Origin of the sequence: Draconibacterium sp. IB214405, assembly GCF_033963885.1 — a bacterium.
GTDB lineage: Bacteria > Bacteroidota > Bacteroidia > Bacteroidales > Prolixibacteraceae > Draconibacterium.
Window position 1 is genome coordinate 1134159 of the sequence record NZ_JAXBMA010000004.1, and the last position, 22718, is coordinate 1156876.

Sequence of the window (22718 nt, forward strand, 5' to 3'; positions counted from 1 at the left end):
ACGAGGGGTTTCTAATCTTGTCGTTTCTAACGACCTTATAAGAAGCATTACAAATGCAAAAATACCGCACCCCTCGTTACAAACGAGGGGTAGTTATGAAAGAGTCAGGATATCAATCAAGATTACTTCGCCTTCCGCCTGCTGACGGATCGGCTCGTAATGACACGAGATTAATAGAATCAGGGCAGCGGACAGCAGTGAATTGTGCCGTGACAAATGAACTCATTGTCCGCTGCAGCTATAAATCGCACATAAGTCATTGCGATCCCGATGAGTGTTACGAATCGGGAGAAGCAATCTCCCGTCGTTGCAAACTAGGGGTAGTTTAAAAATGACAACTACACAAATAAATCCCGATCCACCTCATCAAAATGTGTGATTTGCTGACAGGAAAAACCATCGTACACAGCTTTGGCCGAATTTACGATAATCACCTTCCCTGCACCGGAACGGATTGCCGACTCAACTCCTGCGTGCGAGTCCTCAAAAATCAACGTTTCCTCCGCTTTTGTTTCAATGGCAGCAATAGCTTTGTTAAACAGATCGGGGTGTGGTTTTCCGCGCATCACACCATCGTTGTATATGATATGTTCGCGTTTGAAGTAGTTTAACAAGGGGAAATGCTGAATAAAAAAGTCGACATTATTTTTTGCCGAAGCTGTTGCTATTGCCAAAGCTATTCCTGATTCTGTTAAAAAGCGGATCAGCTGCTCGGCACCGGGCGCCAACTGCATGCCATGCTCCAGACACATGCTCCGATAAATCACTTCCTTTTCCTCGGTCAGCCGGTGCACTTCGCTGTCGTCGAGTTCTCGTTTAAAAAGGTATTCAAAAGTGTCTTTGGCATTTATTCCGTGAATGTATTTTTTCTTTTCCTCTGCACTGAGGCTAAAATGGTATTTCTCCAGAAACCGATCCCACGAATCGTTTTGCAGGTGCGTATCCCAAAACAATGTTCCGTTAAAATCGAAAACCACTCCTTTAATTTTCATTGAAATTGATGATTCAGGCTTACACTTCAATTATGATCCTTTTTGAATTTTCAGAAATGCTTTCCCCAGGTAGTCGATAATATCGCCGGCCACCAAAGAAAATTCCGAATGTTTTTTGGCGGCAATATCTCCGGCTAAACCGTGCACGTAAACACCCACTATTGCGGCATCAAACGAATTCATTCCCTGCGCCAACAATCCCAGGATTATACCGGTTAGCGCATCGCCGCTTCCGGCAGTTGCCATTCCCGAGTTTCCGGTGGAGTTCCAGCAAAGTGTTCCGTCGGGAGCAGCCATCGAAGTATGCGCTCCTTTTAACACTACCACACAGTTGTATTTTTTGGCAAAAGCCAGTTGTTTCTGAACGGAATCAAACGAATCGGTGGATTCGCCCACCAGCCGACAGAACTCTCCCGGGTGTGGGGTAAGCACCGAACCTTCGGGCAATTTTTCGAGCCACGCTTCATTTTCTGCCAGCATGTTTAAGGCATCGGCATCGATAACCATCGGCACTTTTACCTGGTCGAGCAAGTCGCACATAGCACGGCACGAATTCCTTTTTAATCCCAGCCCCGGCCCAATACCAATGGCCGCATAAGGCGCCAGATTCGGGAAATCGGTAAACATCGAATCGTGCTGGTCGATATTGGCCATTGCTTCGGGCACGGCAGTTTGAATAACCGGAAATCCGAGGTGCGGAACATGAGCGGTTAACAAACCAACCCCGCTGCGCAAACATGCTTTTGATGCCAGCACAGCGGCACCCATTTTACCGATACTACCTGCAATTAGCAGCGCGTGACCAAAGGTTCCCTTATGATCGAATTTGGATCGCAGGGGTAAACGCGCAACAATTTCGTCTTTCTCTGCCAAAAAATACGGCGAAGGAGTTTCGCGGATTCCCTCGGGATGCAAACCAATTGGCAACACCTCCCACTGCCCAACAAACTGCTCATTTTCGGGAAACAGGAAACTTATTTTTGGAAACTGCAACGTCAGTGTAAAATCGGCACGGATGATATTTTCGAGGTTATTTCCGGCATTGTTCTCGCCCATTAGTCCGCTGGGGATATCGATAGCAATCACCGTATTCAGCAGTTGATTTATCTTTTGTACCAGCAAAGCCGGCAACCCTTCCAACGGACGCGATAAGCCGGAGCCAAACAAACCGTCGATAAGCACATCAGCGTCTTCAATCTGCGGGAAGTCAGCCTCCGAACGCAACTTAGAAAGCTTCACTTTTCCCTGTTCTTCCAAACGTTCGCAATTAACTTTTGGCGACCCTTTTAAGGCTTTTCCAAAATCGAGCAGATACACTTCACAGCTGTAATCGAACTCCGCCAACTGGCGGGCCACTGCCAACGCATCGCCACCGTTATTTCCGGGGCCGGCAAAAAAGATCATCCTTTCTTCTGTAGAAAACTGCTGAATAATCCAGTTGGTCATTTGCATCGATGCACGTTCCATCAAGTCAATATCCGCAACGGGTTCGTTTTCGATGGTAAACCGGTCGATTGCCGCTATTTGTTTTGTTGTGAATAGTTTCATAGTAAGAGAAAGCTGAGGTTACAGCACCAAAAAGCCGGAGCGCTTTACTGCTGTAAGTTTGTTTTCTCTAAATTATAAAAAACGGGGTGAATATTTGTTTCGGCAAGAAAAATTATGCCTGAATATTCTGTGGTTTTATTAATCCCATTCCCAGCCAATACTCGATTTAAACACAAAATCGTTTTTCGAAACATCAACCAGCGGATCGCTGTCGAAGTTATGCACATAGCTGAGTTTTACATAGAAATCGAGCGGCAGATCGTATTTAATCGAAGTGTCCATATCGATACGCCAGCGTCCCCAATCCGAAATACTTGGATAAGTTGTGAGTTTAAACTGGAAGGTGAGGTCGCCAATATCATAGGCATTAAAATCGAAGAGCCCCAATCCTTCAAAACTTCCTTGCGATGTCGACTCTTCGCCACCATATTTTTCCTGCGTAAATGCCAGTCCCAAACCCGATTGCATATAAAGATGATTGGTACGGATAAGGTACAAACCTAAACCACCACGGAAGGTAGATCGTAAATCAAGCAGTTGCTCGCTGTTACTTAAAAATTCAGCACCACCTAATATCATACCGTTGCCCCAAATATCGCGAACCAGTGTAAATCCGCCGTCGGTACGTTTTGTCGGATCAACATTATCCTGTTTAGTTCCCACGTTGTTGAAGGTGGCACTCATGTTCCATTTTATTCCGCGGTAACTTACTTTTGCCGAAGCCGAGGTCTGCCGCACATTATTGGCTTTACTTAACGACAATCCGGCATCAATCGAAATTATTACACGATCTATTATTCGCTGTTCAAGTGATGTAATTTCAACAATCTCATCCATCGAAACCGAAATATTTTTATCAAGCGTTTGAATCGTCAGCTTTTTGGGTTCGTCAGGCAGAAAACCTAATCCACCGGTGTATTTTTCGCCGTCGATGGTATAAATCATCAGCATTCGGGTACAAATTAGCCCCTCAATTTCTTCCCAGTCAACATTAAAATCGCTGTCGGCATAATCGGTATCGTAAACCAATACACCCTTTTGCATCGATTTAATTTCGCCAACCAGCACATCGCCATTCGACGTGTATATTTTATCGGTTTGCGCAAACAATTGTGTTACTGAAAAAATAAAAAGTACAAAAAGTATAATTTTCTTTTGTGGCATAATTGAAAGATTTATTAATGAAGAAAAAAATACGGCATTTATACAATTTATACAACGATTAACCGGATTTTGTTTTGCGTTTTTCCGGCAATCAAAACGATAAACTCCTGAACCTTACCTTTATCAAGTTGTCATACCTGAAAAGATTTTTATATTTGCCGTCTCGTTAAAAAATGGAAGTTCAAATAAAAAAATAAAATAGTATGCCGAAAACAGAACACGTAGCACCACTAATTACAAATGATGCCGTAACACTAGGACTTTTACTTGGTCTGTTGGCTATTATTTTCTTCACCAGTAGTTCATCGCGCCCTATTTTCAAAAAATTCTATAGCGTAGTACCCATGTTATTGCTGTGCTACTTTTTGCCGAGTTTGCTAACCACATTTCATATTGTCGACGGTGAAAATTCGCAGCTGTATTTTATGGCTTCGCGTTACCTTTTGCCGGCCTGTTTGGTTTTGCTCACACTCAGTATCAACCTAAAAGAAGTGTTTAAACTGGGAAGTAAAGCGCTAATCATGTTTTTTACCGGAACGATCGGTGTTGTTATTGGCGGACCAATTGCCATACTTCTTGCATCGGCAATTAACCCTGAGCTTGTTGGAGGCGCCGGGCCGGATGCCGTTTGGCGGGGAATGACGACTATTGCAGGAAGCTGGATTGGCGGCGGTGCTAACCAGGCAGCCATGTACGAAATATTTAAACCATCTGATCATTTGTACTCGATAATGATTACGGTTGATGTATTGGTGGCCGAAGTTTGGATGGCCATTCTGTTAATTGGTGTAGGAAAATCGAAACAAATTGACAAGTATTTTAAAGCCGATGCCAGCAGCGTTACACATTTAAAAGATAAAATGCACGAGTTCAGCCAGAAAATTGCGCGTATACCAAGCACCACCGATTTAATGGTAATTGCCGCTATCGGGCTTGGAGTTACCGGATTTGCACATCTTGTGGCCGACTGGATTGCACCTTTTATTGAAGTGCATGCACCGGCATTAAGAAAATTCAGTCTCACCTCGAAATTCTTTTGGCTGATCATTCTATCAACAACCATCGGAATCGGACTGTCGTTTACAAAACTCAGAAACTACGAAGGAGCCGGAGCATCAAAACTCGGAACTGTATTTATTTATATTCTGGTTGCAACAATCGGTATGAAAATGGATGTATCGAAAATCTTTGATAACCTCGGCCTTTTTGCTGTTGGTGGAATCTGGATGATCATTCACGTTGTATTGCTACTGATCGTTGGAAAACTGATTAAAGCTCCATATTTCTTTCTGGCAGTGGGAAGTAAGGCTAATATTGGTGGTGCGGCAAGTGCCCCTGTTGTTGCAGCTGCCTTTCATCCATCGTTGGCACCGGTTGGCGTGTTGCTGGCAGTTTTAGGCTATGCTTTTGGAACCTACGGCGCGTGGCTTTGTGGTCTGATTATGCAAACAGTGGCTCACACCTAAATGTAAGCCACTGCCTGTACAATATTTTTTTTGGGGATTATTTGTTCTGTAAGCCAAACAAATCGAAAAATTCGTGTAGTGCCACAAAAATTACAATGGCCACCAATATAATAACGGTTACGGTCATTGCATTTCGTGTAAAACGATTGCGTTTTTCCAGCTCAATCATTTTGGCAATTTTACCAATCTTGCTGTACACTTTTTTCAGCGCAATATCATTGTCTTTAATGATGTAATCGAAAGCGCCGTATTTAATCGAGTTCACTGCCACTTCCATATCTTCGTTGGCAGTTAAGAAAATAAATTCAGAGGTTTTACTTCGTTTTTTAACTGCCTGCAAAACCGCAATTCCGGTTGAGTCTTCCAGGTGATAATCCTGAATTACAATATCAGGTCGTTCTCCACCTTTAATTGCATCCAAACAATCTTTTCCGTTGTAAAAAGATTTGAGGTTTTTTAGCCCTTGTTTCTGAAGAAAATCAACTACCAGTTTGTGGTATAATTTGTTGTCTTCAACTACGTAGATTAGTAGATTTTTATTCACGTCCAATGTTCCTTTTTGATTTTAACAACTAAAATACAATTTATATTAGATTTTCAAACTTATACGCAATTTCTGTATCTCTCAGTAGCGGAGAAACTTAATGTTTATACAACAAACAGGAATTCAATAGTACTGTAAAAGATTCTTTTGTACATTCGTCTAAAATCAACATTAAAATTATGAAGACCTACTTTTTACTTTTCATTTTCGCTTTACTTATTTACAGTCAATCATCTGTTGCACAAGACACTGATTATAATACTGAGGAAAATATTTCGTACATCGCCGATGAGAATGTTTCGGAATATGCCAGCGAGCGATGTAAACTCGATATTTATTACCCAGAGAATAAAACGGATTTTACCACTGTGGTATGGTTTCATGGAGGCGGAATTACCGGTGGCAATAAATTTATCCCTGAGAAGCTAAAAAATCAGGGAATTGCTGTGGTTGCAGTTAACTATCGTTTGTCACCAAAAGTAAAATGCCCCGTTTATATTGAAGACGCAGCTGCAGCAGTAGCCTGGACCTTCAAAAACATTGAAAAATATGGTGGTAGCAAAGATAAAATTGTAGTTAGTGGTCACTCGGCCGGTGGTTACCTTACCAGCATGGTTGGATTAGACAAACATTACCTTGCCAAATACGATTTGGATGCTGACGATATTGCTATGTTGATTCCTTTTAGCGGCCACACCGTTACGCATTTTACGGTTCGCGACGAAAGAGGAATCCCCGGCACACAAGCCATTGTTGATGAATATGCACCACTTTATTTTGTTCGCCCCGACGCTCCTCCTATTATTTTTATTACCGGCGATCGCGAACAGGAAATGCTGGGCCGTTACGAAGAAAATGCCTACATGTGGCGCATGATGAAAGTGGCTGGACACAAAAACTGTAAACTGATGGAACTCGACGGATTTAACCACGGCGAAATGGCATCGCCCGCACTCGAAGTTCTGTTAAAAGAAATCAGGGTATTGAATAAAAACGATCAGCAATAAAAAAGCCAATTTAAAAAGACATGAAACCAAACAGAATTAAACAATTATCAACCCTCCTAATCGGGTTATTGCTTGCACAATTAACAATCGCCCAGGAAAATAATTTTTCAGGAAACTGGTCAGGGAAAATAACTATTCCAACCGGTAAACTTGAGATGATTTTTAAGATTACCCGGGCAGATGGGAAATACCAGGCTAAACTGGATGTACCAAAACAAGGTGCCTCCGATTTGCCCGTTGGTGATGTGCTGGTAATTGGCGACAGTGTGTCGATTGCGGTTCCTGCCATCATGGGAACTTACGCGGGTCATTTCTCAACCGGCGATTCCATCACCGGAAAATGGAAACAAAGCGGGATGACATTCGATGTCAACCTGATCCGTATTGGAGAAGTGGCCGCGCTGGTGCGTCCGCAAACACCGGAGCCACCGTTTCCTTACCTTTCGGAAGAAGTGGAATACACCAACCCTGAATCGGGTTTAAAACTGGCGGGTACCATTACCTTCCCGAAAGATGCCAAAGCATGTCCGGCGGTGGTGATGATTACAGGATCGGGAGCACAAGACCGCGACGAAGTGATATTCGGACACAAACCATTTGCAGTTATTGCCGACTTTCTGACCAGAAACGGCATTGCAGTTTTACGTGTTGACGACCGCGGTGTTGGCGGCTCCGAAGGAAGTGTTTCCGAATCAACAAGCCTCGATTTTGTAGGCGATGTACTGGCAGGTGTTGATTTTCTGAAAAGCCGGGAGGAAATCGATCCAAAAAAAATAGGGTTGATCGGGCACAGCGAAGGCGGGTTGATCGCTCCCATTGCAGCTACAAAATCAAACGACATTGCTTTTATTGTTATGATGGCAGGACCGGGAACCGTAGGCGAACAAATTCTGTACGAACAAGGTGCATTATTGTCGAAGGCAGCTGGTTTACCCGATTATTCCATTGAACAGCAAAAACTGACACAACAGAAAATTTTTGAGGTGGTAAAAAGTGAAGCCGATCAGGAGAAAGCAAAAGAACAACTGCGCGAAACATTATCGCAAGGAATGTATGCAGGAATGAATGAGGATCTGCAAAAAACTATCGATGCCGAAATTTCGAATGTAAATTCTACGTGGTTTCGTTTTTTCCTCACCTACGATCCAAAACCAACACTGTCAAAAGTAAAATGTCCGGTGTTGGCACTTAACGGCTCTAAAGATCTGCAGGTTCCTGTTTCAAACCTCGGGGAGGTAATAAAGGCAGTAAATTCAGGAGGAAACATGAAGGTTGACACTGTTCGGTTCATCAACCACAACCACCTCTTCCAACAATGTGAAACAGGTGCAATTGCAGAATATGCCCAAATTGAAGAAACCATCGATCCTGAAGTTTTAAAAACGATGAAAGACTGGATTCTGGAGCAAACAAAAAAGTAGAATGGAACTAACTACCAAGCGCTTATTATTACGACCGTTCAACGGAGACGACAAGCAAGCTTTTTTTGCTTATCGCTCGGATGCAAAAGCGAATAAATACCAGGGCTGGATTCCGAAAACGCTTGACGATGTTGAAACTTTCTTTGTGAAATTGGCTGCTGAATTTAATGTGCCCGACACCTGGTTTCAATTGGCTGTGCTTGATAAAACCAATGACGAACTTATTGGCGACATGGGCATTCATTTTATCGACGAACAACAGGTTGAATTAGGCTACACCATTGCCAAACAACACCAGGGCAAGGGTTTTGCCACCGAAGCTGTAAAAGCGGTAATCGACCACTTGTTTCACGATTTGAAAAAACGCCGTATAACTGCCTCCATCGATCCGGAGAATGTGGCATCGTTTGCCTTGCTTGAAAAACTTGGCTTTCGGAAAGAAGCACATTTTGTTGAAAGTCTCTTTCTTAACGACAAATGGGTTGACGACGTTATTTATGCCCTGTTGGCAAGAGAGTGGAAATAAACATGAACGAGCGTATTTGAAACATTTCATTTCATCGAAATGAATTTAAAAACAAAAATTGCCTGACCTTAATCGATCAGGCAATTTTTATGATAGACATCTTGAAGATTAAGGCATAATTATATCTACCAATTCTACCACTTCTCTTCCACCTTTAGGCTTTAACTCCATAACTAAACCAACACCGGGTTTATAAAATTTATGCTCCCGTTCTCCCGGCTCCAGCGGAGTCCATTCCATGGTTTCCAAACAGCCTTCAAACGTTCCAAAATCAATCTCAACAGTTTTATCAAGATTTATTACCATAGCCATATCTTCAGCTTCGTCTTCGTAGTATTCCTGCTGGTATTTCATCCCCATTTTAGGGTTGGCAGGCATCAACATTCCGGGCAAAGCCTCATCTACTCCGGCCTCCCACGATCCTTCAGTGCCAACGAATTCTCCATCTTCCCACTCTTCGCTGTATTCACCAAAATACCACACATTCCCTTCACTATCCTCTGCAAACCAATCATCTGTTGCTTCAATGAGTTCTCCATCAAGCCAGGCAGTATCGGTTACAACGGTAGTTGTTACTCCCATTATTTCCCTGATCTCACTTGTTACGGTAACCTTAATAGTTTCCATTCCATCTTCAGTTTCGCCTTCATAAATAAATACTTTGCCAATTTCGAAGGCAACAAATTCGTTAGAAAAACCTGCAACAAAAGCCTCTGCCCCGGGAAACTCAGGCAAAAACGACATACTTTTCAAATCAACTTGTGAACTTTCGTCGAACCCGGAATTATCTTCTCCGGTTAAATCGCAACCTGAAATCAGAACTCCCAACATTAATACGCCAAGCATACTCATCCAATACACAATAATCTTACTCTTCTTCATGACAAATCATTTTAGTTAATACTAATCTTTAATAATGCCTTTGGAGTACCTGTGTATTGGTTTCTGACTATTACAACGTACTAAAAATATACGAAGTGGTTAGCGTTTTGTTACCTGACAGACAATATCAACAAAATCACAAACAACTACTATTCAAACAATTACAAATATGTTTTATTATTTCCCTTATCGTCGCACACGCATGCAAAAAGAAACAAGCATCACAGATTTGTGCAGGCAAGAGGAAAGTAGCGACCAAATTTTTCGTTTGAAATCGATTTTAGGATCCGGGCACAAACCACGTGTTGGTTTTTAAATCAACTCCGCCATTCATTTCTTCCTGAACCACTTTATCGATGATCCAGATTCCTTTAAGTGCCATATTTTCAAAAGTATCTATCCCATTGTTTTCAAAACCAATCCTGGTTCGGTGAATGTTAAAACGATTCGAGAACTTTCTGTTAAAAGCCTGTTCAACGCCTTCTTTACCCATCATAAATCCGATTAAACCGCCCCAGGTTGCTGTGGGATTGTCCGAATCCCAACCGCAGAGTGCCCCAATTTTTATCGTCTCAACCAAATTACCTTCGCCATAAAATAGGCTCACCAGACTTGAAGCAAAGTTGATTCCGGCAGCAAAACAAGCATTACAATACAATTTTCGCGATGTCATATCATAGCCGTCGGCCTGGTTTATCTGATACCTTGTATAAACCGAGTCGCGGGCCTGTTCCCACGAAATACCTTCATTGTATTTTGCTTTAACAAACTCATACATGGCTCGTGAATATGAAGTCTCAGGCAAACGATCTTTCGCCTGTTCTGCCATCCACAACAGTTGTTCTTTCTCCGGCAAAGTTTTATCAACTGCCGACGCCAGCGAAAACATCGACACATAAAATTCCGAAATCCACTGGCTGTTTTCACGAGCAGTATTCTGAATTGGTAATTGTGCCATTTTTAGCGCAACATCAGGCCGTGCAGGAGCAAACAATCCAAAAATTTCAGTGGTCAGCTGCGCATCAATCATTTCATAATCGGAATTGTTCTTTGGATCGCCGGTTGCTGGTGGCACCAATCCTTCTTTCATTAAATTGAAAGCCGTTTCGTTCGACACCCACAAATAGTTTTCTTCTTCCTGTTTGATATGTTCCAGCCAGCCCTCGCGAATTTGTTCACCTGTTAAAACCGACGTTTGATATTTGAGCAAAAGCTCCTGATAAATATATTCGATATCCGTATCATCGTCGGCTCCCCAAATGCTATCTTCATCAGCAAGAACAAAATCAATCACTGGCGACAGATCACTCGGAATTCCTTCTCCCCAAATACTCGGCTGATCTGGTTTACCCCAGTCGTATCGGGTGTAAAAATCACCGGTTTTAATTTCGCCGATGTTACCAATTTTATCCATTTCAGTAACTAATCCCGTCCAGTTGGCAATACAAGTCGCCAGCCAAAATCCCTGAAGTTTTTTATAATAGGTCTCCCGGTTTATAGTTCTGTCGGTACTTTGTGGCGTGTAGCTCTCATAAACCAGGTTAGGATTTGGTGCAATTTCTGCTGTTTTCGTGCAACTTGTAATAATTGAGAAAAAGATTAACAATAGCAAAGAATAAAGGGAAATGTGGTTTTTCATTTTGTACGAATTAGTTGATATAGGCCTTGTTTTGCAAGTTAGTATTTTAAAATAACTATTAAAGAGCCGGTACTTTTAAACGATACCTTAAATGCCCTAAACATCAATTTTTATAAGCTCAGGCCATTTTGTTGACGATTCAAAATAATTGAAGTTTGATTTTTGTATTTTGGAGCTTTCAAACGATTATGTCAACAAAAAAACGCATTCTGAATATCCTTTTCTGGTCGGTTGTTTCGGCGGCTTTTATCGGGCCGGGAACAATAACCACTGCTGCGAAATCGGGCGCAGCTCTGGGAACTGAGCTCCTCTGGGCCTTACTTTTTTCTACACTCGCCTGTTTACTTTTGCAGGAAGCTGCTGCACGTTTAACCATCACATCCGGATTAAATCTGGGGCAGGCAATTGTGCACCAGTTTGAAAAAAGCAAAGCGAAACTACCAATTCTAATATTGGTTTTGGGTGCAATTGTTGTTGGCGCCGCGGCGTACGAAATGGGAAACCTGCTTGGTGCCGTTGCAGGCTTCCGGCTAATTTTTGATCTGCCTGCCTGGGTACTGGTGATGGCCATTGGCGGAGTGGCAGCAATTATTCTGAATATCCCATCGTTAAAAATAATTTCCACAATAATGGGATTTGTTGTGGTACTGATGGGCATCGGCTTTTTAATAACTGCCTTCTTAATTAAACCGGAATTAGAACCTTTGCTGAAAGGGACATTTATTCCACGTTTCCCTACAACAAATGCCGCCGGACTTTTGGTTTTGGGATTAATTGGGACAACGATTGTTCCCTACAACCTATTTCTGGGATCCGGCATTTCCAGCCAAAAACAATCGGTAAAAGAAATGCGTTTCGGATTGGCAGTGGCCATTTTGTTAGGCGGATTGTTCTCAATGGCCGTGCTGATTGTTGGAACTGCGGTTACCGCAGAATTTTCGTTTGAAAACCTTTCGCTGGCCTTACAACAAAAAGTTGGTCCGGCCGGAAAATACCTGCTTGGTTTTGGTTTGTTTGCTGCCGGATTTACCTCATCGGTAACCGCTCCGCTTGCTGCAGCCATTACATTAAAAAGTCTTTTTGGAAATAAAAATCCCGAAAAATGGCAGGCAAATTCGTTGAATTTCAAACTGGGCTGGCTTGTGGTTTTACTCATCGGAATTGGTTTTGCAGCAGTGAATGTTAAACCCATTCCTGCAATAATCCTGGCACAGGCACTAAATGGATTCTTGCTGCCGTTTGTAAGCATTTTTCTGTTTATCGTAATCAATAACAACGTAATAACCGGCACAAAAACAAATCCAACCGTACTAAATATCTTAATGCTGATCGTAATTTTTGTTACGCTGATCCTTGGATTGAACAGCGCTACAAAAGCATTTTACAGCGTATTTCTGCCAACAGTTTCTCCCGGAAATGAAACACTTTGGGGAATTGCTGTTGTTGCGATAATCATTTCAGCGTGGGTATGGTTTAAAGGACAAAAGAAATAACATGGCAAATAAATATTTTCAACTTTTTGTAGACACCGGCGGAACTTTTACCGATTGTATCGGCATCGATGAATCGGGGCAAGAATACCGCCAAAAGGTTTTGAGCAGCAGCAACCTGCGCAGCACCATTCAAAAAGTAATTTCCGCAAATCAATGTGTTATCGCTGACACGTGGAACTTACACCGCGACATTTTTAAGGATTTTTCATTTCGTTTGCTCCAACAAAACTCTGCTGAAAGTACGGTGGTTTCGTTTGATGTGCAGAATAAAATACTTGAGCTCGATACTGCCTGTCTTACACCAGAAATGGGGGGTAGCAACTTTGAACTGACTTCGCACGAGGAAGCTCCTGTTTTAGGGGCACGACTGATCACACAAACCGGACTGAACGAAGCTTTTCCGGATTTGCACCTGAAACTCGGGTCGACAAAAGGAACCAATGCTTTGCTTGAAAATAAGGGCGCCAAAACACTTTTTATCGTAACAAAAGGATTTGCCGATTTGCTGGAAATTGGAAACCAGGCACGCCCCGATATTTTTGCGCTCAACGTGCAAAAACCGAAGCAGCTGACGCACCGAATTATTGAGGTTGATGAACGGATAGATTCCAACGGAAAGGTTTTAGAACCGCTCGACATTGAAAGCCTAAAAAATCAGCTGGCTGAGATAGATTTTAATGAAATTGAATCGGTTGCTTTAAGCTTAATGAACGCTTATATCAATCCGGAGCACGAGCTACAGCTGACACAAGTCCTGAAAGAACAAGGTTTCCGTTTTATTTCGCCTTCTACGGAATTATCGCCGCTGATCAAGATTTTGAATCGTGCCGAAACTGCGGTCGTTAACGCGTACCTCTCTCCCATCATACACAACTACGTAACCCGAATCGCTGAAAAAACTGGAAGGAATTTATTCCAGATTATGACCAGCGCGGGAGGTTTGGTGTCGGCTGATAAATTCCATCCGAAGGACAGTCTTTTGAGTGGCCCGGCAGGTGGTGTGGTTGGTGCTCGCGAGATCGGAGGGAAAGATGGCTATACAAAGCTGATCACTTTTGATATGGGCGGCACCAGCACCGATGTTTCGCGTATTGACGGCGAGTTCGATTATCGCTACGAACTACAGGTTGGCGATGCCCGGATAAACAGCCCGGCCATTGCCATTGAAACCGTTGCCGCAGGAGGTGGTTCCATTTGTGGTTTTGATGGTTATAAACTTTTTGTTGGCCCCGAAAGTGCCGGCGCCTATCCCGGTCCGGCTTGTTACGGAGCGGGAGGACCACTAACCATTACCGATGTAAACCTGCTTTTAAACCGACTTGATGCCAGCCAGTTTGGCATTCCTGTTTTCAAACACGAAGCAGAAAAACGTTTGGAAGAGTTGCTCGAATCAATGGAAAAGAGTACCGGAGACAAACCGTCTGCCGATATAGTATTAAACGGATTTATTGCCATTGCGAACGAAATTATGGCCGGAGCCATTCGGAAAATCTCCATAACAAAAGGTTACGATCCAAAAGACTTTGCGCTGGTGGCATTTGGTGGTGCCGGTGGTTTGCATACCTGCGACATTGCCGAAATTCTTGGCATTCAAAATATTCTTCTGCCTAAAGATGCAGGGCTGTTAAGTGCTTATGGAATTGGCAACGCCAGTGTTGAACGTTTTGCAGAGAAACAAGTTCTACAGAATCTGAACGAAGTTGGAGAATTGCTGCCCGACTGGTTCAAAGAGATTGAAACCGAGGCCTCAAAAAAGTTACAGAACGAAGGTTTCGACAAAGAAAAAATTGGCATACGCCAACGAATGGTATTTATGCGTTTTGCCGGGCAGGATTCATCGCTTGAAATTCATTTTTCAAACCTTGAACAACTGGTTCCCGACTTTCATCAACACTACAAAAAAGTGTATGGGCACACGGTTAGTAACCGCACCATCGAAATTGAGGCAATCCGTGTGCTCGCGGCCGTGGAGAATACAGATAAAGAAACAAGCACTGCAGCAAAAACAAATTATCTGCCCGAACCTTTTAAAACAACTGAAAATGGGACTCCTGTTTTTGTCCGAAAGGTGTTGAAAGCAGGAGCGCAACTAAAAGGCCCGGCACTTTTTCTCGACAGTTTTTCCACAACTTTTGTTAAGAGTGGCTGGTCGCTGGAATTACAACATTCGGGTACTGCCATTATAAAAAGTAAGGCCGAAAGTCAGCAGCTTAATACAAAACAAAACCGTGAGACAGAACTGGAATTGTTCACCAACCGTTTTATGGCTATTGCAGAAAACATGGGCGCATTGTTGCAGCGCACCTCTTTGTCGGTAAACATCAAAGAACGCCTCGACTTTTCGTGTGCACTTCTCGATAAAGACGGACTGTTAGTCGCTAACGCTCCTCACATCCCGGTACACTTGGGAGGACTCGGCGTTTGTGTCCGTGAACTAATTAAACATTTCGAATTTGAAGAGGGGGACACCATCGTTACCAACCACCCGAAATACGGAGGATCGCACTTACCCGATGTTACATTGGTTTCGCCGGTTTTTTATGCAGGCGAGCGCGTTGGTTTTGTCGTAAACCGTGCGCATCATTCCGAGATTGGCGGTATCAGTCCTGGATCGATGCCACCAAACGCAAAAAACCTGGAGGAAGAAGGCGTTTGTATCACTCCGTTTTACCTGGTGAAAAATGGCCAACCTGATTGGGACGGCATGCAAAATATCTTTCTAAACGGCAAATATCCTACACGCTCGGTTGAAGAAAATCTGGCCGATCTGAATGCTGCACTGGCAGCCAATAAAAATGGTTCTGAAGCTTTGATCGAGCTCATCAATAAACACGGCAAAGATACCGTGCAAGAATACCTCGACCTGTTGCGCGGCCATGCCGCACAAAAAATGAAAGCCACTCTTCAGAAATTTGAAAATGGCAATTATTCAGCCACTGAATACCTAGACGACGGAGCAAAACTTCAGGTAAATATCCAGCTAAACGATGGCAACTGCAGTATTGATTTTACCGGCAGCGCGGATGTACACAAAGGAAATATGAACGCCACTGAAGCAATTGTAAAAAGTGTGAGTATTTATGTGCTCCGCTTGTTGCTTAACGAAACCATTCCGCTGAACGACGGTCTTTTGGAACCTGTTGATTTTATTTTGCCAAGCGGATTGTTAAACCCGAATTTTGATGACGATCCTTCAAAATGTCCGGCTGTGGTCGGTGGAAATGTGGAAATCAGTCAACGTTTAACCGACACGCTGCTAAAAGCTTTTGGTGTGGTGGCAGCCAGCCAGGGAACCATGAACAACACCTTGTTTGGCAACAAGAATTTCGGCTACTACGAAACCATTTGTGGCGGTTGCGGTGCCGGAAACGGTTTTAACGGAGCCAGCGCTGTTCATCACCACATGACAAATACACGCATTACCGATCCCGAAATAATGGAGCACCGGTACCCGGTTCAGCTAGTAGAATTTAGCATCCGGAAAAACTCAGGCGGCTTTGGCAAGTGGCATGGTGGCGACGGTGTGAAACGAGTATTAACATTCCTGGAACCGGTAAATCTTTCAGTTCTCACCCAGCGACGGAAATCAGGGCCGTTTGGATTAAATGGCGCAAGCGACGGAAAAGCGGGATGTCAGAAAGTTATTCGTTCCAATGGTGAAGAGATCATTCTCGATTCTATTCAGAATATAAATATGGAACAAGGCGATTCGTTTATTATTGAAACGCCGGGAGGTGGTGGTTTTGGAAAGGAGTAGATATAACAACCGAATAATTTCCAATTTGTAGTTTCTACTCATTCTAATATCTTTACCGCCCGATAAGGGAAATATTTAAAACTATGGAGACACCGTTTCTGGCGTTAATTATTCTTTTTGTTATCACTCCTGTTGTTGTTATTTATCTCGAAGGTAAATTTTCGATACTCAAAAAAATTGGAGCCGTACTGATTTGTTACGGCGTTGGTTTAGTGATTGGGAACATGGGCGTGTTGCCCCACGGAGCAGAGAAATACCAAAATATGCTCACCGATATTACCATTCCGCTGGCCTTGCCACTCATTCTTTTTTCGGTTGATGTGCGCTCGTGGTTAAAAATGGCACGATCGGCATTTTTGGCGCTTGCTACAGGATTGATCTCGGTGTTGCTGATTGTAATTATCGGTTATTTTATTTTCCGAAACGACATTGAAAATATCTGGCAAGTGGCCGGAATGTTAGTAGGCGTTTACACCGGAGGAACACCTAACATGGCTGCCATGAAAACCGCATTAAACGTGTCGCAGGAACTGTATATTATGACCCACACCTACGACCTGACACTTGGTGCGATTTACCTCGTTTTTATTCTTTCCATCGGGCAGAAAGTGTTTTTGTGGTTTTTGCCGCCTTTTAAACCTGTAGAAACAGAAGGAAATGCCATTGCCGAAATGAATATGGAAGATGAGTTTGAATCGTATGACGGGATGTTAAAGAAAAAAACCTTATTGCCATTAATCGGAGCTTTTGGAATTTCGGTGGCCATTCTTGGTGTGAGTTATGGCATTAGTCTGCTTTTGCCAAACGAATATCAAACAGCCGTAGTCATTCTGCTAATCACCACTTTTGGTATTGCCTTTTCGTTTGTTCCAAAAATAAAAGCCATTAAAAAGACCTTTCAGCTGGGTATGTACCTCATCCTGATTTTCTGTTTAACCGTTGCTTCAATGGCCGACATCAGCAAACTATCGAACATCTCGTTTTCGCTGTTTTACTATGTGGCGTTAGCGGTTTACGGGTCGCACATTATTCACATTGCACTGGCCCGCATTTTTAAAGTTGATGCCGATACGGTAATCATTTCTACCAGCGCGCTTATTTGCTCACCGCCATTTGTTCCGGTGGTTGCCGGTGCGTTAAAAAACCGTCAGGTAATTTTAACCGGACTGGTTGTTGGAATTGCCGGTTATGCCGTTGGTAATTATTTGGGGGTGATAATCGCGTATCTGCTGAAATAGAATAACAACTTTACTCCAGTTCCTGAAAATTTTCCCAGATCGTTCCCATCATTTCCTGCGAAAGTGTTAGTGCATTACTTCGCCACTTTTCCGAGGGCGGATAAAACATTTCGTAGTATCCGGCCAAAGCTTTTAAACTGTCTTTTTCTGATTTATAGCCGTAGTGTGCACCCTGATTTTCGGCAATTGAAATATGCGCCGATTTTACCGCGCCAATGGTTGAGCCGGTATTTAAAGTACCGAATTCCATCAGCATTGGTATCGATGTTTTGCCGGGAAGCAGGTCTCCAATAAACTCCACAAACTGGCCGTGTACAGTGTAAAAGTTGTCTGAGTCGCCCCAGTTGATTGGATAGCCATCGAAAACAGCTTCGGTTTTTGCTTTTAATTCCGGGTCGTCAATTGGGTTTGGAAACAAATGCAACTCTCCTCGTTCGCCAAAACCGGTATGCAAATCGAGGTTTAATAGGATAGAATAAGAAGCAGCAATATCAGTCAGAACCTCAGACATTATTGCTACCTGCTGTTCAAAATCTTTTCCGCCAAAATAAATTCCTTCCTGAAATTCGTACTGTCCCTGCGCAAAAGCCTGTAACAATGCCGGCATTCCCTTTCGTGCAATTTGATTGATAGCGGTTACCAAAAAGAACTTGTTGCTTATGCTGTTCATATTCAACTCGCCTTTGGGAGTCAGCATATCGTAAAGCGCCACAAAACCATCGTTTTTTGTTTCAAAAAGTGAACGATCGGTACTGTAATTTCGGTTCAAATCAACATTGTTTTCGGTAAAACGGCGCTGGTTTTTAAATCCCCAGGCATTTAATCCATGCACCAGCAATACTCCTGTAGTTGAGAACATTTCCGGTTTAAAAAACTCCGCCATTAATTGTTGCTGAACCGCGCTGCCCACAAATCCTTCAATGCCGTGTGTGCCCGAACAGATCATCACTAGTTTTTCGGTAGTATCTTTTGCCGGAATGTAGCAGAAATCAATTGTTAATCCGGCGTCTGTTTTGCTCTCAACAGCTTTCGAAAACAAAAGCACACTATCCATCCGCGTTTTCATGGAATTGGCCTGCGAACGAAAAGCAGCACGACATTCCTCCCACGTATCCTGGTAATAGCTAAGCTTTGTTTTGTCGACATCAACATCCGGATCAGTTGGCGAGTACGTATTAAAACTCACATAAGAATACCCCAATACCACCACAATCAATACAACTAAAATTGCTCCGGCAACCTTCAAAAACTTCTTCATCAAAAAAATATTTAGATAACAAACTTTACCACACGATCTTCAATCATCTGCTGCAACTGGCCAAGCAGTGCTTGTTCGTGTCGGTCGATATAACCATCTTCGGTTGCAATATTCAGAATCTTGTCGTACTCGTCGCGCGTGATCTTGTGATCCTCAATTGCTTTTTCGATCATTGCCCTTAAACGGATGGCACTTTCGCTAACTTCTTCTTTCATCTGATTAAAATTGTTGATTTATAAGGTATCATCTGGAACTCGCACTTTAATCATTCGCTTTTGCCACCTGATCAATCATGTTCGTTTCATTTGATGGTTCGTTTATGTCGTTTTACAAATCTTGTTTATTTTGAACTTTATTTTCTAAATGTAGAAATTCGGTTATTGATTTACAAATACAGGAACAGCAAGCACTACCTACTGACTTACAACACTATAACACAATTTTAGTCAAATAATACAATCATAATTACTATTTAAATGCTACTTTTTCTTCGATAAGCAGGTACAAATTGTACCTTTGCACGTTATTTGACGCGTAAATGAATATAAAAACTGACAAGGTTGGCATTATAGGAAGTGGTAGCTGGGCAACTGCACTGGCTAAAATTCTTCTTGAGAATGTGAATGAGATAAACTGGTTTTTTAGAAAAAAGACCACCATCGAAACTTTTAAACGCAACAAACATAATCCGCGTTATTTGCATGAAGTTGAATTCGATACTTCGAAGATTAATTTTTGCAGCGACGTAAATTGTGTTGTCGCCAATTCCGATATTTTAATTATTGCTGTACCATCTGCATTTCTTCCGACCATTCTTGCTGACGTTGAAGATCTTTCAGGAAAATATATTCTTTCGGGCGTTAAAGGAATTGTTACCAGCGAAAACCTCTTGGTTGCTCAATATTTAGAAAAATACTTTAATGTTGATCACGACATGATCGGAGTAATAGCCGGACCATGCCACGCCGAGGAGGTTGCACGCGAAAAACTGTCGTACCTTACAATTGCCTGCACCACCGAGGAAAAAGCGGTTAAGTTTACAAAACTTATTGAGTGCGATTACATTTACACCACGCCGTCTGACGATATTTGGGGAACAGAATATTCTGCAGTATTAAAAAATATTGTTGCCATTGCAGCCGGTATTGCACACGGACAGCGATTTGGCGATAACTTTCATGCAGTGCTGATTTCGCGTGCCATCCAGGAAATAAAACGTTTTGTTGATGTGGTACATCCGATTAACCGCGACATTAAATCACCGGCTTATTTGGGCGACCTCATGGTAACTGCCTATTCGCAATTTAGCCGTAACCGAACTTTTGGAACGATGATTGGAAAAGGCTATTCGGTGAAAGCTGCACAATTGGAATTGAATATGGTTGCAGAAGGTTATTATGCCTCGAAACCAATTCACCAGCTTTGCGAAAAATTTGAAATTGAAATGCCAATTTGCGAAGCTGTTTACAAAATTCTTTACGAGAAAATCCCACCTCACAAGGTATTTGGCGAGTTAACAAGAAAACTGTGCTAAAATACTAACATCTAAGTTTTTTGAATAAAAAATGCCACCCGTAAAACGAATGGCAACTTTAAAATTCATCCGGTGACTATATTGTTAAACGATGTAGTCACCGGATGAAGAAAGACAATTTATCTCATTTCTTTCCAGGCGTTGATCAATCCATTGGTTGATGCGTCGTGCCCGGTAACTTTTTCGTCGTTGTTCAATTCCGGAAGAATTGCGTTGGCCAGTTGTTTTCCAAGCTCAACTCCCCACTGATCAAAACTGTAAATATTCCAGATAATACCCTGAGCAAAAATCTTATGCTCGTACATGGCAATTAACGATCCCAAAACGCGTGGAGTCAATTGTTTTACAAGGAATGAGTTGGTTGGAATATTACCCATAAATATTTTGAACGGTGTCAATTCCTTAATCTCCTCTTCCGATTTACCGGCAGCTTTTAATTCAGCAACTACCTGCTCTTCGGTTTTACCAACCATCATTGCTTCGGTTTGCGCAAAGAAGTTGGCCAACAATTTTGGATGGTGATCGCCCACTTTGTTGTGGTTGATTGCCGATGCGATAAAGTCGCAAGGAATCAGTTTTGTTCCCTGGTGGATCAGCTGGTAAAAAGCATGCTGACCGTTTGTTCCCGGCTCACCCCAGATAATTGGTCCGGTTTGGTAATCCACCTGTTCGCCGTTACGGTCGACATATTTACCGTTACTTTCCATGTTTCCTTGCTGGAAATAAGCAGCAAAACGGTGCATGTACTGGTCGTAAGGAAGAATTGCTTCACTTTCGGCGCCGTAGAAATTGTTGTACCAAAGGCCGATCAGTGCCAGAATTACCGGGATATTTTTGTCAAAATCAGCTTCGCTGAAATGTTTGTCCATGGCATGAGCTCCATCAAGCAACTCAATGTAATTATCGTAACCAATTCCAAGCATAATGCTTAAACCAATTGCCGACCACAACGAATAACGACCTCCAACCCAATTCCAGAAACGGAACATGTTGTCGGTATCGATACCAAATGCAGAAACAGCATCGGCGTTGGTAGAAACAGCAACAAAGTGTTTTGCTACATTCTCTAAATCTTTTGCCGACTCCAAAAACCAGTCTTTTGCCGTATTGGCGTTAGTCATTGTTTCCTGCGTGGTAAATGTTTTCGAAGCCACAATAAACATGGTAGTTTCCGGATCAACTTCTTTTAAAGTTTCGGCAATGTGCGTTCCATCAACATTCGAAACAAAGTGCAGTTTCAAGTGGTTTTTGTATGGTTTTAAAGCCTCGGTAACCATTAACGGACCAAGATCCGATCCACCAATACCAATATTTACAATATCAGTAATCGGCTTTCCGGTGTAACCTTTCCACTCGCCCGAGATCACTTTCGCGGTAAAACCTTTCATCTGATCAAGAACGGCATTTACTTCAGGCATTACATCTTCACCGTCAACAACAATCGGTGTATTGCTGCGGTTACGCAGAGCCACGTGAAGTACGGCACGATCCTCGGTAACATTAATTTTCTTACCCGAGAACATGGCTGAAATGGCATCTTTTAAACCGCATTCCTCCGCCAACTCAACTAAGGTTGCTTTCACCTCATCGTTCACGATGTTTTTTGAGAAATCGAGCAGGATATCTTCAAATTTCAGGGAGTACTTTTCAAAACGATCTGCATCGGCAGCAAAAAGTTCTTTCATATGAACGCCTTCGAACTCGAAGTAAATTTCTTCCAACTTCTGCCAGGCTTTAGTTTCAATAGGATTGATTTTAGGTAACATATTTTTGTTTTAAGTAGGAAGACCGGAACACAAGTTTCCTTAAACTTATTGCTGCAGTCGTCCGATAGTTAATAATCAATGAATAACACTACAAAGATAATCGATTCTGAAAATTGCAGATGAAGTTTTCAGGAAGGTTAATGTTGGGTTAAGAAAAATTGTTTGGTTCTGATTTGTTTAAGGTCTTTCGCTTTCTATTCCTCACTTGTTTTTGGTCGGCGCATTGCAATCACCAGCGCGATGATGGCTAAAATCAATCCGGCAAGAACAAAACCACAACATCCGGTTTTTTGCCAGCAATCAAACTTTGCAAACGATCCGAGTCCAACCAGAAGAAATGAAAGTCCTAAAAATAAAAGCATTAATGTTTTTCGGGTTTTTGACATCTTTTTGGTTTCAAACATTATGTCTCACAAATCTAATATTCCGGGGCAAATTCCCAAATTTTTCAGTTTCAAGAAAACATTAAAACATTCGATTCAT

The 22718-nt window shown here is 42.5% G+C and carries 18 protein-coding genes; 8 read left to right on the forward strand and 10 right to left on the reverse strand.

Features of this window, described 5'->3' with window-relative positions; all coding sequences use genetic code 11:
- Positions 1 to 338: 338 nt before the first annotated feature.
- From SLH46_RS17260 to SLH46_RS17270, 3 genes are all read right to left on the reverse strand, one after another.
- Entirely contained in the window at positions 339 to 992 is a 654-nt protein-coding gene (locus SLH46_RS17260) for an HAD family hydrolase (protein WP_320282456.1), read from the reverse strand.
- A 30-nt stretch (positions 993 to 1022) separates the two neighbouring features.
- Positions 1023 to 2540: an NAD(P)H-hydrate dehydratase gene (locus SLH46_RS17265; RefSeq protein ID WP_320282457.1), complete on the reverse strand. Its 1518-nt coding sequence runs from the start codon at positions 2538 to 2540 to the stop codon at positions 1023 to 1025.
- Between the two features lie 138 nt (positions 2541 to 2678).
- Positions 2679 to 3704, reverse strand: a complete 1026-nt coding sequence (locus SLH46_RS17270) for a DUF481 domain-containing protein (RefSeq protein ID WP_320282458.1) — start codon at positions 3702 to 3704, stop codon at positions 2679 to 2681.
- A gap of 203 nt (positions 3705 to 3907) precedes the next feature.
- Here SLH46_RS17270 and SLH46_RS17275 point away from each other — a divergent pair, with 203 nt between their 5' ends.
- Entirely contained in the window at positions 3908 to 5170 is a 1263-nt protein-coding gene (locus tag SLH46_RS17275; RefSeq protein WP_320282460.1) for a DUF819 family protein, read from the forward strand.
- 37 nt (positions 5171 to 5207) lie between these two features.
- Here SLH46_RS17275 and SLH46_RS17280 read toward each other — a convergent pair whose 3' ends face one another.
- Entirely contained in the window at positions 5208 to 5714 is a 507-nt protein-coding gene (locus SLH46_RS17280) for a response regulator (protein WP_320282461.1), read from the reverse strand.
- A 179-nt stretch (positions 5715 to 5893) separates the two neighbouring features.
- On the opposite strand from SLH46_RS17280, the gene SLH46_RS17285 reads away from it, so the two are divergent.
- Genes SLH46_RS17285 through SLH46_RS17295 form a run of 3 tightly spaced genes read left to right on the forward strand, consistent with a single transcriptional unit; the run spans position 5894 to position 8668 of the window.
- A complete protein-coding gene (locus SLH46_RS17285; protein WP_320282462.1) occupies positions 5894 to 6721 on the forward strand; it encodes an alpha/beta hydrolase in 828 nt (275 codons plus the stop codon).
- 20 nt (positions 6722 to 6741) lie between these two features.
- Positions 6742 to 8142 carry an alpha/beta hydrolase family protein gene (locus SLH46_RS17290; protein ID WP_320282463.1) on the forward strand — a complete coding sequence of 467 codons (1401 nt, stop codon included), beginning with the start codon at positions 6742 to 6744 and terminating at the stop codon, positions 8140 to 8142.
- 1 nt (position 8143) lies between these two features.
- Positions 8144 to 8668 (forward strand): GNAT family N-acetyltransferase, encoded by a 525-nt coding sequence (locus SLH46_RS17295; RefSeq protein WP_320282464.1) that lies wholly within the window; start codon positions 8144 to 8146, stop codon positions 8666 to 8668.
- A gap of 108 nt (positions 8669 to 8776) precedes the next feature.
- Here the strand turns inward: SLH46_RS17295 and SLH46_RS17300 are convergent, their stop codons facing one another.
- Together SLH46_RS17300 and SLH46_RS17305 are read right to left on the reverse strand one after the other, a co-directional pair.
- Positions 8777 to 9550, reverse strand: coding sequence for a hypothetical protein (locus SLH46_RS17300; protein WP_320282466.1), 774 nt, complete (start codon positions 9548 to 9550; stop codon positions 8777 to 8779).
- A gap of 280 nt (positions 9551 to 9830) precedes the next feature.
- Positions 9831 to 11189, reverse strand: coding sequence for an ADP-ribosylglycohydrolase family protein (locus SLH46_RS17305; protein WP_320282467.1), 1359 nt, complete (start codon positions 11187 to 11189; stop codon positions 9831 to 9833).
- 188 nt (positions 11190 to 11377) lie between these two features.
- Here SLH46_RS17305 and SLH46_RS17310 point away from each other — a divergent pair, with 188 nt between their 5' ends.
- The 3 genes from SLH46_RS17310 to SLH46_RS17320 all read left to right on the forward strand — a co-directional run bounded on the left by SLH46_RS17310 (position 11378) and on the right by SLH46_RS17320 (position 17677).
- A complete protein-coding gene (locus tag SLH46_RS17310; RefSeq protein ID WP_320282468.1) occupies positions 11378 to 12682 on the forward strand; it encodes an Nramp family divalent metal transporter in 1305 nt (434 codons plus the stop codon).
- 1 nt (position 12683) lies between these two features.
- Positions 12684 to 16439: a hydantoinase B/oxoprolinase family protein gene (locus SLH46_RS17315; RefSeq protein WP_320282469.1), complete on the forward strand. Its 3756-nt coding sequence runs from the start codon at positions 12684 to 12686 to the stop codon at positions 16437 to 16439.
- Between the two features lie 83 nt (positions 16440 to 16522).
- Positions 16523 to 17677, forward strand: coding sequence for a DUF819 family protein (locus tag SLH46_RS17320; RefSeq protein WP_320282470.1), 1155 nt, complete (start codon positions 16523 to 16525; stop codon positions 17675 to 17677).
- A gap of 10 nt (positions 17678 to 17687) precedes the next feature.
- On the opposite strand, the gene SLH46_RS17325 is transcribed toward SLH46_RS17320, so the two are convergent.
- Positions 17688 to 18935 (reverse strand): M14 family metallopeptidase, encoded by a 1248-nt coding sequence (locus SLH46_RS17325; protein WP_320282471.1) that lies wholly within the window; start codon positions 18933 to 18935, stop codon positions 17688 to 17690.
- An 11-nt stretch (positions 18936 to 18946) separates the two neighbouring features.
- A complete protein-coding gene (locus tag SLH46_RS17330) occupies positions 18947 to 19150 on the reverse strand; it encodes a hypothetical protein (protein ID WP_320282472.1) in 204 nt (67 codons plus the stop codon).
- A 323-nt stretch (positions 19151 to 19473) separates the two neighbouring features.
- Here SLH46_RS17330 and SLH46_RS17335 point away from each other — a divergent pair, with 323 nt between their 5' ends.
- On the forward strand, positions 19474 to 20469 hold the full coding sequence (locus SLH46_RS17335) for an NAD(P)H-dependent glycerol-3-phosphate dehydrogenase (protein WP_320282474.1): 996 nt from the start codon (positions 19474 to 19476) through the stop codon (positions 20467 to 20469).
- Positions 20470 to 20588: 119 nt separating this feature from the next.
- Here SLH46_RS17335 and pgi read toward each other — a convergent pair whose 3' ends face one another.
- Positions 20589 to 22235: a glucose-6-phosphate isomerase gene (pgi, locus tag SLH46_RS17340; RefSeq protein WP_320282475.1), complete on the reverse strand. Its 1647-nt coding sequence runs from the start codon at positions 22233 to 22235 to the stop codon at positions 20589 to 20591.
- A gap of 194 nt (positions 22236 to 22429) precedes the next feature.
- Positions 22430 to 22621, reverse strand: coding sequence for a hypothetical protein (locus SLH46_RS17345; protein WP_320282476.1), 192 nt, complete (start codon positions 22619 to 22621; stop codon positions 22430 to 22432).
- Positions 22622 to 22718 lie beyond the last annotated feature (97 nt).

Bases quoted from the DNA above. Each gene is read 5' to 3' on its own strand.
- SLH46_RS17260 (WP_320282456.1), bottom strand. From the start codon at position 992: ATGAAAATTAAAGGAGTGGTTTTCGATTTTAACGGAACATTGTTTTGG.
- SLH46_RS17265 (WP_320282457.1), bottom strand. From the start codon at position 2,540: ATGAAACTATTCACAACAAAACAAATAGCGGCAATCGACCGGTTTACC.
- SLH46_RS17270 (WP_320282458.1), bottom strand. From the start codon at position 3,704: ATGCCACAAAAGAAAATTATACTTTTTGTACTTTTTATTTTTTCAGTA.
- SLH46_RS17275 (WP_320282460.1), top strand. From the start codon at position 3,908: ATGCCGAAAACAGAACACGTAGCACCACTAATTACAAATGATGCCGTA.
- SLH46_RS17285 (WP_320282462.1), top strand. From the start codon at position 5,894: ATGAAGACCTACTTTTTACTTTTCATTTTCGCTTTACTTATTTACAGT.
- SLH46_RS17290 (WP_320282463.1), top strand. From the start codon at position 6,742: ATGAAACCAAACAGAATTAAACAATTATCAACCCTCCTAATCGGGTTA.
- SLH46_RS17295 (WP_320282464.1), top strand. From the start codon at position 8,144: ATGGAACTAACTACCAAGCGCTTATTATTACGACCGTTCAACGGAGAC.
- SLH46_RS17300 (WP_320282466.1), bottom strand. From the start codon at position 9,550: ATGAAGAAGAGTAAGATTATTGTGTATTGGATGAGTATGCTTGGCGTA.
- SLH46_RS17305 (WP_320282467.1), bottom strand. From the start codon at position 11,189: ATGAAAAACCACATTTCCCTTTATTCTTTGCTATTGTTAATCTTTTTC.
- SLH46_RS17310 (WP_320282468.1), top strand. From the start codon at position 11,378: ATGTCAACAAAAAAACGCATTCTGAATATCCTTTTCTGGTCGGTTGTT.
- SLH46_RS17315 (WP_320282469.1), top strand. From the start codon at position 12,684: ATGGCAAATAAATATTTTCAACTTTTTGTAGACACCGGCGGAACTTTT.
- SLH46_RS17320 (WP_320282470.1), top strand. From the start codon at position 16,523: ATGGAGACACCGTTTCTGGCGTTAATTATTCTTTTTGTTATCACTCCT.
- SLH46_RS17325 (WP_320282471.1), bottom strand. From the start codon at position 18,935: ATGAAGAAGTTTTTGAAGGTTGCCGGAGCAATTTTAGTTGTATTGATT.
- SLH46_RS17330 (WP_320282472.1), bottom strand. From the start codon at position 19,150: ATGAAAGAAGAAGTTAGCGAAAGTGCCATCCGTTTAAGGGCAATGATC.
- SLH46_RS17335 (WP_320282474.1), top strand. From the start codon at position 19,474: ATGAATATAAAAACTGACAAGGTTGGCATTATAGGAAGTGGTAGCTGG.
- pgi (WP_320282475.1), bottom strand. From the start codon at position 22,235: ATGTTACCTAAAATCAATCCTATTGAAACTAAAGCCTGGCAGAAGTTG.
- SLH46_RS17345 (WP_320282476.1), bottom strand. From the start codon at position 22,621: ATGTCAAAAACCCGAAAAACATTAATGCTTTTATTTTTAGGACTTTCA.